Annotated in this window: 18 protein-coding genes; 10 read left to right on the top strand and 8 right to left on the bottom strand. The window is 70.3% G+C overall.

The features are described 5' to 3' along the window. Positions 1 to 183: 183 nt before the first annotated feature. On the bottom strand, positions 184 to 1017 hold the full coding sequence (locus tag AB0C30_RS29750) for an SAM-dependent methyltransferase (protein WP_357950691.1): 834 nt from the start codon (positions 1015 to 1017) through the stop codon (positions 184 to 186). A 356-nt stretch (positions 1018 to 1373) separates the two neighbouring features. Between AB0C30_RS29750 and AB0C30_RS29745 the strand changes: the two genes are divergently transcribed. Beyond that, positions 1374 to 1718 carry a PRC-barrel domain containing protein gene (locus AB0C30_RS29745; RefSeq protein ID WP_357950689.1) on the top strand — a complete coding sequence of 115 codons (345 nt, stop codon included), beginning with the start codon at positions 1374 to 1376 and terminating at the stop codon, positions 1716 to 1718. A gap of 103 nt (positions 1719 to 1821) precedes the next feature. Here the strand turns inward: AB0C30_RS29745 and AB0C30_RS29740 are convergent, their stop codons facing one another. Beyond that, positions 1822 to 2418: a nucleotidyltransferase gene (locus tag AB0C30_RS29740; protein WP_357950686.1), complete on the bottom strand. Its 597-nt coding sequence runs from the start codon at positions 2416 to 2418 to the stop codon at positions 1822 to 1824. A gap of 86 nt (positions 2419 to 2504) precedes the next feature. Between AB0C30_RS29740 and AB0C30_RS29735 the strand changes: the two genes are divergently transcribed. The 3 genes from AB0C30_RS29735 to AB0C30_RS29725 all read left to right on the top strand — a co-directional run bounded on the left by AB0C30_RS29735 (position 2505) and on the right by AB0C30_RS29725 (position 5162). Further along, positions 2505 to 2990, top strand: a complete 486-nt coding sequence (locus tag AB0C30_RS29735; protein WP_357950683.1) for a DUF1360 domain-containing protein — start codon at positions 2505 to 2507, stop codon at positions 2988 to 2990. A 101-nt stretch (positions 2991 to 3091) separates the two neighbouring features. Next, positions 3092 to 3241 (top strand): GPGG-motif small membrane protein, encoded by a 150-nt coding sequence (locus AB0C30_RS29730; RefSeq protein ID WP_165959640.1) that lies wholly within the window; start codon positions 3092 to 3094, stop codon positions 3239 to 3241. Positions 3242 to 3377: 136 nt separating this feature from the next. Further along, the gene (locus tag AB0C30_RS29725; protein WP_357950681.1) at positions 3378 to 5162 is read left to right on the top strand and encodes a SpoIIE family protein phosphatase; all 1785 of its coding nucleotides are present in this window, start codon (positions 3378 to 3380) and stop codon (positions 5160 to 5162) included. A 30-nt stretch (positions 5163 to 5192) separates the two neighbouring features. On the opposite strand, the gene AB0C30_RS29720 is transcribed toward AB0C30_RS29725, so the two are convergent. From AB0C30_RS29720 to AB0C30_RS29710, 3 genes are read right to left on the bottom strand one after another with little or no spacing between them, the layout of a single operon-like run. Then, positions 5193 to 5918 (bottom strand): metallophosphoesterase, encoded by a 726-nt coding sequence (locus AB0C30_RS29720; protein WP_357950678.1) that lies wholly within the window; start codon positions 5916 to 5918, stop codon positions 5193 to 5195. Beyond that, the gene (locus tag AB0C30_RS29715) at positions 5911 to 6159 is read right to left on the bottom strand and encodes a BON domain-containing protein (protein WP_357950676.1); all 249 of its coding nucleotides are present in this window, start codon (positions 6157 to 6159) and stop codon (positions 5911 to 5913) included. Before AB0C30_RS29715 ends, AB0C30_RS29720 begins: the two co-directional genes overlap by 8 nt. Positions 6160 to 6206: 47 nt before the next feature. Further along, the gene (locus tag AB0C30_RS29710) at positions 6207 to 7199 is read right to left on the bottom strand and encodes a DNA topoisomerase IB (RefSeq protein WP_357950673.1); all 993 of its coding nucleotides are present in this window, start codon (positions 7197 to 7199) and stop codon (positions 6207 to 6209) included. A gap of 55 nt (positions 7200 to 7254) precedes the next feature. Between AB0C30_RS29710 and AB0C30_RS29705 the strand changes: the two genes are divergently transcribed. The 3 genes from AB0C30_RS29705 (at position 7255) to AB0C30_RS29695 (ending at position 10472) form a co-directional block, all read left to right on the top strand. After that, positions 7255 to 7512, top strand: coding sequence for a hypothetical protein (locus tag AB0C30_RS29705; RefSeq protein WP_357950670.1), 258 nt, complete (start codon positions 7255 to 7257; stop codon positions 7510 to 7512). A 5-nt stretch (positions 7513 to 7517) separates the two neighbouring features. Then, positions 7518 to 8582 carry an SDR family oxidoreductase gene (locus AB0C30_RS29700; RefSeq protein WP_357950771.1) on the top strand — a complete coding sequence of 355 codons (1065 nt, stop codon included), beginning with the start codon at positions 7518 to 7520 and terminating at the stop codon, positions 8580 to 8582. A 63-nt stretch (positions 8583 to 8645) separates the two neighbouring features. Next, positions 8646 to 10472, top strand: a complete 1827-nt coding sequence (locus tag AB0C30_RS29695) for a transketolase (RefSeq protein WP_357950668.1) — start codon at positions 8646 to 8648, stop codon at positions 10470 to 10472. A 70-nt stretch (positions 10473 to 10542) separates the two neighbouring features. Here the strand turns inward: AB0C30_RS29695 and AB0C30_RS29690 are convergent, their stop codons facing one another. Next, complete coding sequence (locus tag AB0C30_RS29690) at positions 10543 to 10824, bottom strand: hypothetical protein (protein WP_357950666.1); 282 nt, start codon at positions 10822 to 10824, stop codon at positions 10543 to 10545. A gap of 110 nt (positions 10825 to 10934) precedes the next feature. On the opposite strand from AB0C30_RS29690, the gene AB0C30_RS29685 reads away from it, so the two are divergent. The 3 genes from AB0C30_RS29685 (at position 10935) to AB0C30_RS29675 (ending at position 14496) form a co-directional block, all read left to right on the top strand. Then, positions 10935 to 11489, top strand: a complete 555-nt coding sequence (locus AB0C30_RS29685) for a GNAT family protein (RefSeq protein ID WP_357950663.1) — start codon at positions 10935 to 10937, stop codon at positions 11487 to 11489. Between the two features lie 92 nt (positions 11490 to 11581). Next, positions 11582 to 13387, top strand: a complete 1806-nt coding sequence (locus AB0C30_RS29680) for a protein kinase (RefSeq protein WP_357950769.1) — start codon at positions 11582 to 11584, stop codon at positions 13385 to 13387. Between the two features lie 164 nt (positions 13388 to 13551). Then, complete coding sequence (locus tag AB0C30_RS29675; protein ID WP_357950660.1) at positions 13552 to 14496, top strand: sugar kinase; 945 nt, start codon at positions 13552 to 13554, stop codon at positions 14494 to 14496. A gap of 74 nt (positions 14497 to 14570) precedes the next feature. On the opposite strand, the gene AB0C30_RS29670 is transcribed toward AB0C30_RS29675, so the two are convergent. Together AB0C30_RS29670 and AB0C30_RS29665 are read right to left on the bottom strand one after the other, a co-directional pair. Continuing rightward, positions 14571 to 15068: a DUF4232 domain-containing protein gene (locus AB0C30_RS29670; protein WP_357950657.1), complete on the bottom strand. Its 498-nt coding sequence runs from the start codon at positions 15066 to 15068 to the stop codon at positions 14571 to 14573. After that, positions 15065 to 15751, bottom strand: coding sequence for a hemerythrin domain-containing protein (locus AB0C30_RS29665; protein ID WP_357950654.1), 687 nt, complete (start codon positions 15749 to 15751; stop codon positions 15065 to 15067). Before AB0C30_RS29665 ends, AB0C30_RS29670 begins: the two co-directional genes overlap by 4 nt. Positions 15752 to 15802 lie beyond the last annotated feature (51 nt).

Genomic DNA, 15802 nt, shown 5'->3' with positions numbered 1-15802 from the left:
GCCCGGCGCGCGGGCAGCAGCCACCCCCAGATCTGGTCAGATCCGGAAAAATCGGGAAAAGCCGCCCGCTACTCGGCGGGCGGAGGGGAACAGATCAGTCGACGCGGCACGACGCCCACTCTAGCGCCGACAATCCACCACGATTCGCCAGATTCCCGGACGTCGGAGGCCAACGCCCGGACGTCAGCCGGGCTTCCGGGCAGCTGAGGCGGGTTTGCGGGCCACGCCACCCAGCAGGAGCGCCTCCCACGTGGCCAACGGCCCCGGCAGCCGCTCGTCCGGCCGCCACTCCGGGAAGTGCACCACCCCGGGCTCCTCCAGCACCAGCCCGTCGAAGAAGCGCTCGATCTCTTCCCGCGACCGGAAGTAGCCCGTCCCCATCGTCGCGTGCAGCATGGCTTCCAGCGCCTGGGCCTGCGGGCTGACCGAGGCCAGCATGTTGGACGCCGCCAGGTAGCTCCCCGGCGCCAGCGCGTCCATGTATCGCTTGACCAGCCCGTGCGGATTGTCCCTGTCGGGGAACAGGTGCAGCAGCCCGATGGCCATCAGCCCGACGGGCTGCGAGAGGTCGATGAGCCGCGTCAGCCTCGGATGCCGCAGCACGGCCGCCGCGTCCCTGGCGTCCTCGGTGATCGCCAGCGCGTTCTCGTTCCCGTTCAGGATCGCCCGCGCGTGCGGCTCGACCATGGGGTCGGAGTCGACGTACACGACTCGCACGGAGGGGTCGGCGAACTGGGCGACCTCATGGGTGTTCTCGATCGTGGGCAGCCCGGATCCCAGGTCGATGATCTGCCGGATCCCGGCCTCACGGACGAAGAAGTCGACGACCCGGCCGACGAACGCGCGGTTGCACCAGACGAGGTTCACCACCTCGGGCACCGCCTCTTTCAGGCGGCGGGCGATGGCCCGGTCGGCGGCGAAGTTCTCGGTGCCGCCGAGGAGGGCGTCGTGCACGCGCGCGACGCTCGGCGTGGTGCTGTCCACGCCGGGAGGCGCCCACTCGGACCCGAGAGTCACCTGTCCCCTTTCACCTCATCTGTGACGCGGATGTTATCCGCTAGCTGGCTATTCCGAAACTGCTGGCCACCTTGGCGGGGCGCCGCCGGGGAGCCATCAGGCGCTTGAGCGAGCGGGTACGTGAGCGCGCCCGCGGTGGCCGGCCACGGCTTGGCCAGCGGCCCGGTCACCTGGAGCGCGACCAGCGCGAACGCCGATTCTTCATGTGATTCGCCCCCTTCGTCATGAGGAGGGGCGCCCAGCCGCCTTGACGGCTCATTGACGACCGCTATACGAGAGCGCGGTGTTTAGCGGCCATAGACGGGGTAGCGGAGGGCCTGCCCGAGAAAAGACGAAAGACGGAGAGAGGATGAGCCATGGAGCTCTGGGACTATCAGCCTGACGTCTACAATCGCGGCCAGAGTCTGGACCTCGTGGGTTACCACGTCCAGGCGACGGACGGGAAAATCGGGTCCGTCGATGAAGCCACGTACGAGGTCGGCGAGAGCTACATCATCGTCGACACCGGCCCGTGGATCTTCGGCAAGAAGGTGATGCTCCCTGCCAAGGTCGTCACACGTATCGACCCGCAGGAGCGCAACGTCCACGTCTCGCGTACCAAGGCCGAGATCAAGGACGCGCCCGAGTTCGACGAGGGCAGCTTCAAGGAGCCCGAGTACAGGACGCGGCTGGGTGACTACTACGGCCGCTTCCCGCACTAAGCTCCCCGTACGAGACGAGAGCCGCGCCCGACCACGGGCGCGGCTCTCGCCGTCTCACGACCGCCATTGCGGCCGCCGTCGCGACCACCGACGCGTCATACGGTCACGGCCAGTGCGGGTCGCCGTTCGCCTTCACCGGCGCTTCCAGTACGGCCAGGCGTTCGAGCAGCGTGATGAACGTCGTGGCGTACGGCGATCCGGCGACCACGGCGGCCGCCCGGGGCCAGTCGACCTGCTCGCGCAGGGCCCGCACCTGGGGCAGCAGCGCCCCGTAGTCGCAGGCGTGCTCCGACAGCGGCAACAGCCACGAGATCACCAGGTCGGTCGCCTCCAGCACGGGCACGATGACCGCCGACGCCGTCATCGGCTCGGCCCGGTCGAGGAGCTCGTCCGTGATCGCCTGGTCGGACACCCGGAAGATCAGATCGACCAGCCGGTCCTCGTCGAATGCCTTGACCAGCCAGTCCTCCGGCGGTTTGGCGGTCTTGAAGCCGATCCCCCGCAGAGCCTCCAACGCGGCCGGCACATCATGCTCGGTCAGTACGAAATCGACGTCGTGCAGCGAAGGAGCCGCACCTCTGGCATAGGCCGCACAGCCGCCCGCCAGGGCGAACTTCACCCCCGCGTCCTTCAATCCGGAGCTCGCGCGCTTGAGTGTGTCGAGGATGGCATCAGTGACCGCATGACTATGGCTGCCCATGGGATCGGGCTACCCGGACGATCGACAAGTAGGCGTTACCCCGCGCGGCGGAGTAGAGCTGGAGGCCGAGGGTAGCGCCTGCCCTTATGACCGACTTCCTGGAGCAGACAGAACGGGACTACGAAGGCGAGCACGACCGGCCACTCGGCACCTACGCACGGATCATGGCCGTCTACGGCGGCGCTGTGGCGACGGCGGTGGCGGCCGCCGCGCTCACCGGGCGGCGGCCGCCCGAGCACGTCGGGTTCATGGACGTGGCGCTGATGGCCGCCTGCACGCACAAGGTGGCGCGGCTGATCGCCAAGGATCCGGTGACCAGCCCGATACGGGCGCCCTTCACCCGCTACGAGGGAGTGAGCGGGCCCGCCGAGCTGAAGGAGACGCCCCGCAACACGATCGGCGAACTGCTCGGCTGCCCGTTCTGCATCGCCCAGTGGGCGGCGACGGTGTACGCGGCCGGGATGGTCTTCGCGCCCCGGTTCACCCGGCTGGCGGGTGCGACGATGACCGCGGTGGCCGTCGCCGACTGGCTCCAGTTGGGCTACGCCAAGCTCATCAAGGCGACCGATTAGCGAGCCCCTTCGCAGGCCAAGAAATTGGCTTATACACCTTTCTACCTGGTGCTTCGGAGAAAAGCATGTTAAAGGCCGATGGCTGAGGGCAGAGGCGGCTCATGGCTACTTTGCTCTGGATCATCGCCGTCATACTCGTCATCTCCGGGATCTATGTGATCCTGGCCCGGCGCGACCTTCTCTGGGGAATCGTGCTCATCGTACTCGGCTTCCTGGTGGGTCCCGGCGGTGTCAGCATCTTCAATGTGTAAGGGGCGTGACGCCCCGTCCCACCGTCCCCTCCACTGGGCCGGTCTTCGAGTCCGGCCCAGTGGACTGTCCACTCTTTGCTGAAATATCGCAACGTATGCACCTCTTTCCCGCCCTCTGCTAGGGAATGGGAAGGATGTGAGCAATTACCCGCCGTTCGGCGGCCGCTACGACTGTGGCGCGGCGGCCGCCGGGATTCGCGAGCTGCTGACGCGGCTGCGTCGCCGGATGCGTAACGAGGCGATCGTCGACGAGGCCACCGCGCGGCTGGCGATACGGCTGAACGTCAGGCCCGCGGAAGCGGCCGACGAGCTGTCACGAATGGCGCACGACAGTGGGATCTCGCTGGTCGAGGTCGCCATGGGGGTCGATCGGCCGCCCGGCAAGCCCGTCGAGCCACCGAAGCTGCCCGGCTGGGTCACCGGAGTTCTCGAAAGCGTGCACGTCCCGGCGTGTTTCCTCACCCCCGTGCGCGACGCCACGGGCCGCGTCGTGGACTTCCTGATCGCGGCGGCCAACCAGCAGGCCGGCGAGCCGGCCGGTCAGACGCCCGAGGAGCTGCGCGGGCGCCGCCTCATCGAGACCAGCCCCGGCGCGGCCAGCTCGGGGCTGTTCGACGACCTCCTGCACGTCCTGGAGACCGGTGAGACGCTGCACCGGGGGCCGCTGGAGTTCGTCGAGGCACGGGACCACCTGCTCTGGCCGGCCACGATGACCGTCCGCGCGGTGCGCATGGACAACGGGCTGCTCGTCACCTGGCGCGCGCTGGACGATGAGGAAGTGCTGGTCGCCGGCTGGGAGCGGGCGCAGCGGCTGGCCGAGCTGGGCTGGGGCGAATGGAACCTGGCCACCGAGCGGACGCTGTGGACGCCGCAGATGTACGAGATGTTCGGCAGGGAACACGGCGAGGGCCCGATGCCCTTGGAGGAGCTGCCCCTCGTGGTGGTGCCCGAGGACCTGTCCATCGTGGACGACCAGTTGCGCACGCTCCTGGAGCACAGCGAGGCGGTCGAGACGGAGTTCCGCATCCAGCACCGGCACGGGCTGCGGCACCTCAGTGTGGTCAGCGAGCCGGTCCTGGACACCGACGGGCTGCCCATCAAGGTGCGCTTCCTCGTCCAGGACGTGACCAAGAACCGCCGCAGGGAGCGGGCCCTGGCCGTGGCCCACGCGCAGGCCTCCCGGCAGCGGGAGCGGGCCGAGGAGGAGCACCGCGTCACCGTCCAGCTCCAGAACACGATCCTGCCGGTACGCCGGGGGCTGATGCAGCTGCCCGGCCTGTCCATCGGGGTGCGGTATCTGCCCGGCGAGGAGCTGGCCCGGCTGGGCGGCGACTGGTTCAAGGCCCGTCCCATCCCCGACGGCAGGGTGCTGCTGGCGATCGGCGACGCGATGGGCCACGGGCTGGCGGCGGCGAGCCTCATGCTGCAGATGCGCTCGGCGCTGGCCGGCCTGGCCTACACGCACGCGCCCGCCAACCAGCTCACTACCTGGCTGAACGACCTGCTCGTCCACTCCAACGAGGGCGTGACCGTCACCGGCACCGCGATCATCGGCCACTTCGACCCCGCGGACCGCACGCTGACCTGGACGAACGCCGGCCACCCGCCACCGGTCCTGGTCAGGAACGGCCACGCCGAGCTGCTCGAAGGCGTGCCCGGCACCATGCTGGGCGCCTTCGAGGCCGCCCAGTACGGCCTAGCCACCACGCAACTGGAGGCCGACGACACCGTGGTGCTCTACACCGACGGCGTCATTGAACGGCGCAGCCAGGACCTCGACACCGGGATCGCCGCCCTCGCCCAGGCCGGGAGCCAGTGCGTCGGCGACGACCCGGAGAAGATGATCGACTGCGTGCTGTCGCACCTGGGCGGCCGGGCCTCGGACGACGACGTCTGCATCGTCGCCGCCCGCATCCTGTGATCAGTCGCAGATCGGTCAGGCGCAGATCGGTCAGTCGCAGTCGTCGAGGCAGTAGACCCCGTACGCCCTGCCGAGCACCGGCAGGGCCACGTTGCGGACCCTGATCCCGCCCGGTGTCATGCCCTTCTCGGTGCCCTTGTGCGCGTGCCCGTGCACGAAGAGGTCCGCCCCGGCGGTGTCGACCGCCTCGGCCAGCAGGTAGCTACCGAGAAACGGGTAGATCTCGGGCGGCTCGCCCTCCAGCGTCTCCTTGATCGGCGAGTAGTGCGACAGCACCAGGCGATGATCGGCCTGAACCTCCTTCAGCGCCACCTTCCACGCCTCGGCGATGTGCCGGGTGTGCGCGACGAAGTTCTTGATCTCCCGCTCGCCGAACTCGCTCGCGCTCTTGCCCGCGAACCCGCCGCCGAAGCCCTTGCCGCCGACCACGCCCAGCTTCGTCTCGCCGCACTGGAGCACGGCGCCGTCGTCGTCGAGCACGGTCACCCCGGCGTCGCGGAGCTCCGAAGCGATCTCGTACTGCTGGTCGGAGTGGTAGTCGTGGTTGCCGAGCACGGCGACGACCGTGACGGGCAGGTCTCGGAACTCGTCGGCGACCACCCGGCCCTCCGCCAGCGTGCCGTGGCGGGTCAGATCGCCCGCCAGCATCAGCACGTCGGCGCGCTCCTCGATGCCCTCCAGATGTTTCCGGTAGTGGCCCCGGCTGTCCTCGCCCAGGTGAACATCCCCCACGGCCGCTATACGCAGGTCAGTCAAGGTGCTCATCCTCTCCGGGCTCGATGATTTCCACGATCTTGATCTCGTTGTGCAGGTGGAGGGCCGGCGCCGTCTCGTGGGCCACCGCCCCGAGCCGTTCGCGCTGTTCGGCGCCGTCCACCTGGCCGCGCAGGAACAGCTGATCGCCTCTGATGTCGACCCGGATGCCGAGCTCGTGCGTGCGCGCATCCTCGGCCAGCGCCCGCTGGACCCTGGCCGCGACGTACTGCGGAGCTTCCATCGCAACTTCCTCCTTCTCCAGACGCCGCATGCCCGGAGGGAAACCGCTCAAACGGCGCGTACCAGGCCGATGACCGCCCGTTCCACCGGGCCACGCGTGGCCAGCTGGCCGAAGCCGGCGTCGGCGCCGAGCTCGGTCAGCGCGCCCGCGATCGTCTTGCCCTGGTCGTACGCCTTGATCACCCGCGGGTCGACGTAGGACTCGCGAGCGACCGTGGGGGTGTTGCCGAGATACTCGGCCACCTCCTTCATCACCCGCGTGACCGCCCGCTTGCCGGTCCCGGCGTGGGTGGAGACCGCCAGCCCCACGGCGGCCAGCACGGTCGCGTGCCAGGTGCGGAAGTCCTTCGCGGTCACCTCGTAGCCGATCGTCTCGCGCAGATAGTCGTTGATGTCCTCGCTGCGTACGTCGGCCCAGCCGCCGTTGTGCCGGTAACGCAGCAGTTCGCCCTCGGCCCTGAGCCTCTTGAGCGATCTGATCACCGCGCACGCCCCCGGGTCGGCCACCTCGATCTCGCGGGGGATGTCGCCCTTGGCGGGGTACGAGCAGGTGATCACGCCCTTGCCGCAGGACACGTGCTCCATCTTGAGCGTCGCCAGGCCGTAGGAGTCGTAGCTTTCGCCGCCGACCCGGAAGAAGCCCACGTCGAGCAGTCGCGCGGCGGCGGCGAGCACCCGCTGCCTGGTCAGCCCGCGCCCGGAGAGCTGCTTCTCGACGCTCTCGCGGAAGGCGGGCAGCCGCTCGGCCAGCTCCAGCACCCGGTCGAACTTCTCCCGGTCCTGCTGCTCGCGCCAGTCGTCGTGGTAGCGGTACTGCCTGCGCCCGGCGGCGTCGGTGCCGGCCGCTTGGAGGTGCCCGTCCGGCGAGGCGCAGATCCACACGTCGGTCCAGGCCGGCGGGATGGCCAGCGCCCTGATCCGCTTCAGCGTCCCGGCGTCGCGCACCGTGCCGCCGTCGGGCCGGTGGTAGCTGAATCCGCGACCGCGCCGACGGCGCGCGATCCCCGGCTCGTTCTGGTCACTCGGCCGTAGTTCAGGCACGCCGGCGCGGCTACCCGCGACGTTACGCGGCAAACGGCGGGGGCAGGTGGGCCCTATGCCTGAGAACAACGGTTGGGAAGAGAGCCGGGATGAGCGATCCCACGCGATGGTCCCCGCGACACCGCGCGATGTGGCGCACATCAGGGTGGGCTCCTTCATCTTGATGTTCCTGTTCGCGTTCGCCGTGCTCGGCGTCATCGCCAGGGCCCCGGTGATGACGGGCATCGCGGTCGTGGCGGCGATCGCCACGGTCATTGACATGGTGCTGGCCATCCGGCGGCAGCACCGCGGTAGATCAGGAGAGGCGGGATGACCTTCATGGCGCCACAGAGTGCCGAGAATCTGACCACCAAGACGGAAATCACCGACAACCTGCGTGACCGCGTGGTCGTGGTGACGGGCGCGAGCGGCGGCGTGGGCCGCGCCGTGGTGCGCGAACTCGGGGCGAAGGGCGCCAAGGTGGCACTGATCGCCCGCGGGACGACCGGCCTGGGCGCCGCCGCCGTGGACGTCGCCGTGGCGGGCGGGAGCGGGCAGGTCTATGAGGCGGACGTGGCCGAGTACGACCAGGTACGCCAGGCGGCCGAACGCATCGAGGCGGAGATCGGCCCGATCGACGTGTGGATCAACGTGGCGTTCTCCTCGGTGTTCGCCAGGTTCTCCGACGTCTCCCCGGAGGAGTTCGAGCGGACGACCAGGGTCACCTACCTCGGCTACGTCTGGGGCACGCGGGTGGCGCTTGAGCTGATGCGGCCCCGCAACAGGGGCGTCATCGTGCAGACCGGCTCGGCCCTGTCGTATCGGGGGATCCCGCTGCAGTCGGCGTACTGCGGGGCCAAGCACGCGATCAAGGGCTTCACCGAGTCCGTACGGGTCGAGCTCATGGCGGCCCGCAGCAACGTCAAGATCACCATGGTGCAGCTGCCGGCGGTCAACACGCCCCAGTTCGACTGGGTGCTCAGCAAGCTGCGCCGCCACCCGCAGCCGGTGCCGCCGATCTACCAGCCCGAGGTCGCGGCCCACGGCATCGTGTACGCCGCCGAGCACCCGGAGCGCAAGGAGTACTGGGTCGGCGCCACGACCGCGGCCACCCTGGTCGCGCAGCGGATCGCGCCCGCCCTGGTGGACCGCTACCTGGCGCGGACCGGCGTGGACTCCCAAGTGACGGACGAGAAGCCGCCCAGCGGTGCGGCCAACCTCTGGGAGCCCGTGGACGACGACCGCGACTACGGCGCGCACGGCAGCTTCGACAAGCGCTCGCACGCCCGCAGCCCGCAGCTCTGGCTGTCGCAGCACCGGCGCGCGGTGCTCCTCACCCTGGCCGCCGCCGCGACGGCGACCGGCCTCGCGGTCCTCAGCCGGGGCGGCAGACCGGGGCGTTAAGCAAGCCCGAGCGTTAAGCAAGCCAGAGGGGGTAGGCGGCGGGCAACCACGAGGAGGGACCTGATGCCTGATCGCGATCTGCATTTCCTGTCCGAACTCGCCGCGCAGTTGCGTGTGGACTCCGTACGCAGCTCGGCCGCCGCCGGCTCCGGCCATCCGACGTCGTCGATGTCGGCCGCCGACCTGATGGCGGTGCTGTTCGCCTGCCACTTGCGCTACGACTTTCAGAATCCCGGCAACCCCGCCAACGACCATCTCATCTTCTCCAAGGGTCACGCCTCGCCGCTGCTCTACTCGCTGTACAAGGCCGTGGGCGCGATCACCGACGAGGAGCTGCTGTCGTTCAGGAAGCGCGGCAGCCGTATGGAGGGCCATCCGACGCCCAAGCTGCCCTGGGTGGACGTCGCCACCGGCTCGCTCGGGCAGGGGTTGCCCATCGGGGTGGGGGTGGCGACGGCCGGGCGGCTGGAGCGCCTGCCGTACCAGGTGTGGGTGCTCTGCGGTGACAGCGAGCTGGCCGAGGGGTCCATTTGGGAGGCCGCCGAGCAGGCGGGTGCCGAGGGGCTGGCCAACCTGACGTTGCTCGTGGACGTCAACCGGCTGGGCCAGCGTGGCCCGACGCGGCATGGCTGGGACACCGGCGCGTACGCCCGTAGGTTCGGGGCGTTCGGCTGGCACACGATCGAGATCGACGGGCACGACCCAGGACAGATCGACTTCGCGCTGAACGACGCCTGCAACACCCGCCGGCGGCCGACCGTGATCCTCGCCAAGACGCGCAAGGGCGAGGGCGTCCTGGAGGTGGAGAACCGCGAGGGCGCCCACGGCAAGGCGCTCAAGGACCCGGACAAGGCCATCGGCGAGCTGGGCGGCGTACGGGACGTGCGGGTCGAGGTGCGGCCGCCCGAGCCCAACGGTGAGCCGTTCCGCTTCCACAGCGGGGACCTGGCGCTGCCCGCGTACAAGACCGGCGACGAGGTCGCCACCCGGGACGGGTTCGGCGCGGCGCTGGTCGCGCTGGGCGCGGCCCGTGGCGAGGTGGTCGCGGTCGACGGCGAGGTGGCCGACTCGACCAGGACCGAGGACTTCGCCAAGGAGTTCCCCGAGCGCTTCATCGAGTGCTACATCGCCGAGCAGCAGTTGGTCGCGATGGCGATCGGCTTGCAGGTGCGCGGCTGGATCCCCTACGCCGCCACCTTCGCGGCCTTCCTGACCAGGGCGTACGACTTCATCAGGATGGCCGGGGTGAGCCACGCGTCGATCAGGCTGGTCGGCTCGCACTCCGGCGTGTCGATCGGCGAGGACGGCCCGTCGCAGATGGGGCTGGAGGACCTGGCCATGATGCGCGCGGTGTACGGCAGCACGGTGCTCTACCCGTGCGACGCCAACCAGGCCGCCGCGCTGACGGCCGCGATGGCCGACATCTCAGGGGTGTCGTACCTGCGTACCACCCGTGGCGATCTGCCGGTGATCTACGAGCCGGGCGAGCGCTTCCCCGTGGGCGGCTCGTCCGTGCTGCGGCAGTCGGCGGCGGATCGGGCCACGATCGTGGCGGCCGGGATCACCGTGCACGAGGCGCTCGCGGCGGCCGACGAGCTGAGCCGCGAGGGAATCCCCGTGGGCGTGCTCGACATGTACTCGATCAAGCCGATCGACACGGCCGCGCTGATGGAGGCGGCCACCACCACCGGCACCCTCATCACGGTGGAGGACCACCGGCCGGAGGGCGGGCTGGGTGACGCCGTGCAGGACGCCGTCAGCGAGCTCGGGCCGCGCGTGGTGAAGCTGGCGGTACGGGAGCTGCCCGGGTCGGCGACGCCGCAGGAGCAGCTGGCAGACGCCCGCATTGACCGCCACGCGATAGCCGAGGCGGTCAAGCGGGTGCTGTGAGCTGGGTTGTGGGGGTAAGCCGCGGGCCTTGGCGCCGGCCCGCGGGTTGGCCTTCTTGTGGCCGGAGGATTTACAGGGGCGGCTCGTCATAGCGGCGACGTTCCTCGTACACGGTGGTCCGGCGAGCCTGGGGCTCCTCGTAGACGTCCTGACGGACTACCGGCTCGTCGATGGGGGCCACAGCCCTGCGGGTCACACTGATCCGGTAGATCCCGAACAGCAGGCCGACCACGCCACCGAGCATGAGGATGACGCCGACCACGTTGATGTCGATACCGGCAAGATCGAATTCGACGGCCCAGGTGAGAATCGCACCCAGCATGATGAGGATGATGCTTCCGGCGATGGTCATGTTTTTACCTCCTTGACAAGATGAACCTCTATCCCCATGTCGAAAAACAAACCAGCGGTCATGGCCGGGTCGGGTTTGCCCCTGCTGACCAGGCTTGATAGTGAGGGGGGATGTTCGCTGAAAAGCCCACTCTCCAGGGCGATCGAGTGACCCTGCGCCCGGTCGGTCCCGAATACGCCGACGATCTGTTCGAGCTGGTCACCGACCCCGAGGTGCGGCGGCTGACCGGCTCGCACGGCGAGTTCGACCGGGAGGCCAGCCGCCACTGGTACGCGACGAGGAGTCAGCACGCCGACCGCCTCGACCTGGCGATCATCGCGGAAGGCGGCTTCGTGGGCGAGATCGTGCTCAACGAGCTCGACGCGGGCAATCTCTCGTGCAGCATGCGGATCGCGCTGATCGGCGCTCGCGCGTTCGGCAAGGGCTACGGCACGGAGGCCATCGACCTGCTGCTGAACCATGCCTTCACGACGACTCCGCTGCACCGGATCGGCCTGGAGGTCTTCGCCTTCAACGACCGTGCCAGGCACGTCTACAAGAAGGTGGGATTCGTCGAGGAGGGCGTACAACGTGACGCGCTGCTCTGGGACGGCGAGTGGCATGATGCCATCACCATGTCGGTACTGCGGACCGAATGGCGGCCAAGATCGGAAAGCCTGACATAATGATCATGACGCACGGGTCCTCCGGGGCGCGCGGGGGACCTGTGACGTCTTGCAACCAAATCACGATTTCGTGCATCTAAGCAGCAGTGACGATGCGCTTGGTGCCCGGTGACCCCGAGAGACTTGGCGGCTACTGGCTGGCCGGGCGGCTTGGCGCGGGCGGGCGCGGGGTGGTCTACGACGCCTACAACGACGAAGGCCGCCGGTTCGCGATCAAGGTGCCTCGGGGCGAGGTCACCAGACAACTCGCCGAGGCCGTCGGCCTGATCAAGCCGCGCCATCTGGCCCGGGTGGTCGGTGTCGGGCTCGACAGTGAGAGCCCCTACATCGTCAGCGAGTTCGCCGACGGGCCCGATCTGCGGCAGGCGGTGGCGGTCCATGGGCCGTACGCGGGTGATGAGCTGCTCGCGCTCGCGCTCGCCCTGGCGACCGCGCTCAGGACGCTGCACGAGGCGGGCATCACCCACCGCGACCTGAAGCCCGAGAACGTGCTGCTGGCCCCCGACGGCCCGCGAGTGATCGACTACGGCATGGCGGCCGGCGATCCGGTCGGCAGGCGGCACACCTATCTGGCGCCCGAGGTGCTCACCGGTCAGCGGGCCGGGACGGCCGCCGACGTGTTCGCCTGGGGCGCGGTCGTGCTCTACGCGGCCACCGGCCGCGACCCGTTCCAGGGCGAGAGCCTCGGCGCGATCATGCACCGGCTGCTGACCGTCGACCCGGACCTCGGCGAGCTGCCGCCGCGGCTGCGCGACCTGGTGGGGCGCGCTCTGTCGAAGAACCCGGCCGACCGCCCCTCCGCCACGGAGCTGCCGGCCCGCGGTCCGGCCGAGCTGCGCCCGCCCGGCGGGCTGACCGGCCCGCGCTCGCTCGGCGAGGTGGCCGAGAAGGTGTACGCCTCACTCACCCCGGCGCAGCAGGGCGAGCTGCCCGGCCTGCTGCTGCGCCTGCTCGACGGCGAGGAGGTCAAGGACGACGGCGAGGAGGGGGGCGTGCTGACCCGCCTGGTCGCCGCCGGCCTGCTGGTACGGCTCAGCGTCCGGGTCGTGCCCGTCACGACCGAGGTGGGCAAGCTGGTGGCGATCAGCGACGACCGGGTCGCCCCGGCCAGCGCCGCGCTCTTCCGCGCCTGGCCCCGGCTGCGCGACTGGGCGGCGCACGACGCGGCGACCCGCCGCTCAGGCGACGCGCCGGCCCGGCGGACGAACGGCCCGGCGGCCCGGCGGGCGGCCGGCGCCCGCGAAGCCGACGCGCCCCACACCGATTCAAGCCCGATGCCGGACCTCACCTCGATGGCCGACCTCACCTCGATGTACGTCGTCCACCGCGCCATGCTGACCGACCTGCGGCGGCTCGCCGAGCTGCTGACCGGGCCCGCCGAGCTCGGCGCGGCCAAGGGCAGGGCGGTGCGCGGCTACACGGCCTCGCTGCTGACCCAGGTCGACCACCACCACGCCAACGAGCGCGAACTGCTGTGGCCGGCCATCGAGCGCGCGGCGGGCCAGTCCGTCGACCTGACCCCCTACAGCGTCGGCCGCCAGACGTTCGGCCCGCTGCTGGACCGCTGCCGCGCCGCGCTGAGCGGCGACCCGGGCGCGCTCGGCCGGGAGCTGGGCGAGTTGCTGGAGCCGCTCGAGGAGCACCTCGCCGAGGAGGAGTCCGAGCTGTTCCCGATCGTCTTCCGGTTCGTACCGTTCGACGCCTATGTACGGGTGGAGCGGCAGGTCGCCAGGCGGACCACCCTCCGCGAACTGGCCTTCACCACTCCGTGGCTGCTCCGCCACGCCACGCCCGAGGAGGCCGCGCGCCTGCTCAAGAGGGCGGGCCGGCCGCTGCGCCTGCTCGCGGCGGCCACCAGACCGGGCTACACCCGGCGCGAGCGTCAGATATTCGGCTAACCCGGCGCTTGGCCGGCCCGATGCATGGCTGCCCGATGCTTGCCCGGCCCGGCGCTGCACGGGCGCCACCGTGATGCCGCTCCTGGTCGGCGGGTAGCCTGTGGGGCGGCCGAACGTCCCCACGACGGCACCGCGCATCTTCGAATAGCTGGGAGCTCGACTCGATGACCGATCTGGTGACCTTCGGTGAGACCATGGCGCTGTTCGCGGCCCGGCGCACCGGTCCGCTGCGCTTCGCCCGCGACTTCGACCTGGGTGTCGGCGGCGCCGAGTCGAACGTGGCCATCGGCGTCAGCCGCCTGGGTCACAGCGCCACCTGGATCAGCCGGGTCGGCGCCGACGAGTTCGGCGAGCTGATCCGCTTCACGCTCCAGGGCGAGGGCGTCGACGTCCGGACCGTCACGGATCCGGGGGCGCCCACCGGCCTGATGATCAAGGGCCGTCGGACGGCCGACCTCGTCGACGTCCGCTACTACCGCGCGAGGAGCGCCGCCTCCCGGATCACGCCCGAAGACGTCGACCCCGCGCTCATCCAGGCCGCCCGGGTGCTGCACGTCTCCGCGATCACCCCGGCCCTGTCGGCGTCCGCCCGCGAGACTGTACGGCGGTCGATCGCCGTGGCCCGCGCCGCCGGGGTGTTCGTGTCGCTGGACATCAACTACCGCCGGGCCCTGTGGACGCCCGAGGAGGCCGGCGCCTGGCTGCGCGAGACGATCGGCGACGTGGACGTCCTGTTCGCGACCGAGGCGGAAGGCCGGCTGGTCACCGACGTCGAAGGGGGCGCCGACCTGGCCAAGGCGCTCAGCTCGCTCGGTCCCGCCCACGTGCTGGTGAAGTCCGGCGCCAAGGGGGCCCTGGAGTTCTCGGGCGGCTCCGTACGGCAGGCTCAGCCGTACCAGGTGACGGAGGTGGACCCGGTCGGCGCCGGGGACGCGTTCGCGGCCGGGTGGCTGGCCGACTGGCTGGCCGGCGCGGACGCCGACCAGCGGCTGCGCACGGCGTGCGCGGCGGGGGCCTTCGCGGTGACCTCGCAGGGCGACTGGGAGAGCCTGCCCAGCCGGGCCGACCTGAACCTGCTCCAGCGGCCCGCCGACGGGGTCAGCCGCTAATCACCCCACCCCGGCACGGCCGCGCCTGCGCCGGTCGGACACCTGACCGGCATGCCATCAGGGCCGCCAGTCGGTCACTTGATCGGTGTGACGTCGAGTCGGCCCTGGTCGCACACGCGGTCGACGGCGAACGCGATCTCCGTGTGCGCACGCTCGTCCGGCGGGATGACCATGAGCCGGGCCGCACCCGGGCAGGCGGTCTCGGTGCCGGTCTCCACGACCGTCCAGTGGAGGACGGCGCGGGCACTGCCGCCAGGCTTGAGCGTCACCTTCGGCCGCGCTCCCGGTGTCCGGCGGACGCGGGTCCGCAGGGCGTCACCCTGCTTGTCGAACATCACCAGCCCCGGATAGCCCTGCAGGGTGCACGTGGCGCGCGACCGGTTGGTGAACACCAGCGGCGCGTTGCGGTTGCCCGCCCCCGCGTCCACCCGGCCCAAGCGCACCTGGAGCTGGGTGGTGGAGCAGCGCTGCGGAGCCGCGGCCAGCTGCCCGGTCTCCTGCGCCAGCGCGGGCGCGGCACCGCCGATCAGCAGCAGCCCGCCCACGAGTGCGGCGATCCTGAACGTCTTCATGGGCTTTTTGACGCGTGCACCACACCAAAAGTTCTAAGCCGGACTTTCTGGCATTCGCGCCGGTATTGCCGCTGGCCGATCAGTCTCCACAGGACACGGGCGGCCATCGGCATCAGGCGGAGAAAGGCCTCGCGCTCCCATGGCGTGGCGTCCTCCAGCAGCGCGCCCAGGTTGACCAGCAGCCGGTCCTTGGGCATCTGGGCGCGGGCGTACTCCGAGAGCGTGTCCCATTCGGCCTTGGTCAGGTGCGCGGCGACGAGCGGCAGGATGCGCTCCTCCTCCTGGTCGAGGTGGACGAGCAGCTCGTCGTGGAGCAGTGTCAGCGTGTCGGCCAGCCGGTCCCTCCGGTCGGCGTCGGCCTCGGCCCGCCAGGCGGGCAGCAGCTCCTCCAGCACGGAGATGTGGCCGGCGACGCGTTCGTGCTGCTCCTCCATCGTGCGGATGAGGGCGCCCTCCAGCCGTACGCGGCGCAGGAGCACCGGCCAGAGCAGCTTGTCCTCGGCCTCGTGGTGGTGGTGCAGGCCTGCCAGGATCTCGCCCAGGTACGCGGACAGCGTGGCGGCCCGCTCGGTGTCGCCGGGGGCCGCCTGCCGGATCAGCTCGGGGGCCAGCCTGAACTCGCGGCGGAACACGCGGTGGACGACCACCATCTCCCAGATGGCAGGGGCGTTGTCAGTAGTCACCGTGACAGGATGGCGGAGGCCGATTGCCATACGATTGTCCACTGATCCAAG

Source organism: Nonomuraea sp. NPDC048901 (genome assembly GCF_040649695.1).
In the GTDB taxonomy this organism is placed as follows: Bacteria; Actinomycetota; Actinomycetes; order Streptosporangiales; family Streptosporangiaceae; genus Nonomuraea.
The sequence above is the reverse complement of the archived record's forward strand: the minus strand, read 5'-3'. Positions and strand labels throughout refer to the sequence as shown.

Bases quoted from the DNA above. Each gene is read 5' to 3' on its own strand.
- AB0C30_RS29745 (WP_357950689.1), top strand. From the start codon at position 1,374: ATGGAGCTCTGGGACTATCAGCCTGACGTCTACAATCGCGGCCAGAGT.
- AB0C30_RS29740 (WP_357950686.1), bottom strand. From the start codon at position 2,418: ATGGGCAGCCATAGTCATGCGGTCACTGATGCCATCCTCGACACACTC.
- AB0C30_RS29735 (WP_357950683.1), top strand. From the start codon at position 2,505: ATGACCGACTTCCTGGAGCAGACAGAACGGGACTACGAAGGCGAGCAC.
- AB0C30_RS29730 (WP_165959640.1), top strand. From the start codon at position 3,092: ATGGCTACTTTGCTCTGGATCATCGCCGTCATACTCGTCATCTCCGGG.
- AB0C30_RS29715 (WP_357950676.1), bottom strand. From the start codon at position 6,159: ATGGAAGCTCCGCAGTACGTCGCGGCCAGGGTCCAGCGGGCGCTGGCC.
- AB0C30_RS29705 (WP_357950670.1), top strand. From the start codon at position 7,255: ATGCCTGAGAACAACGGTTGGGAAGAGAGCCGGGATGAGCGATCCCAC.
- AB0C30_RS29700 (WP_357950771.1), top strand. From the start codon at position 7,518: ATGGCGCCACAGAGTGCCGAGAATCTGACCACCAAGACGGAAATCACC.
- AB0C30_RS29695 (WP_357950668.1), top strand. From the start codon at position 8,646: ATGCCTGATCGCGATCTGCATTTCCTGTCCGAACTCGCCGCGCAGTTG.
- AB0C30_RS29690 (WP_357950666.1), bottom strand. From the start codon at position 10,824: ATGACCATCGCCGGAAGCATCATCCTCATCATGCTGGGTGCGATTCTC.
- AB0C30_RS29685 (WP_357950663.1), top strand. From the start codon at position 10,935: ATGTTCGCTGAAAAGCCCACTCTCCAGGGCGATCGAGTGACCCTGCGC.
- AB0C30_RS29680 (WP_357950769.1), top strand. From the start codon at position 11,582: ATGCGCTTGGTGCCCGGTGACCCCGAGAGACTTGGCGGCTACTGGCTG.
- AB0C30_RS29675 (WP_357950660.1), top strand. From the start codon at position 13,552: ATGACCGATCTGGTGACCTTCGGTGAGACCATGGCGCTGTTCGCGGCC.
- AB0C30_RS29670 (WP_357950657.1), bottom strand. From the start codon at position 15,068: ATGAAGACGTTCAGGATCGCCGCACTCGTGGGCGGGCTGCTGCTGATC.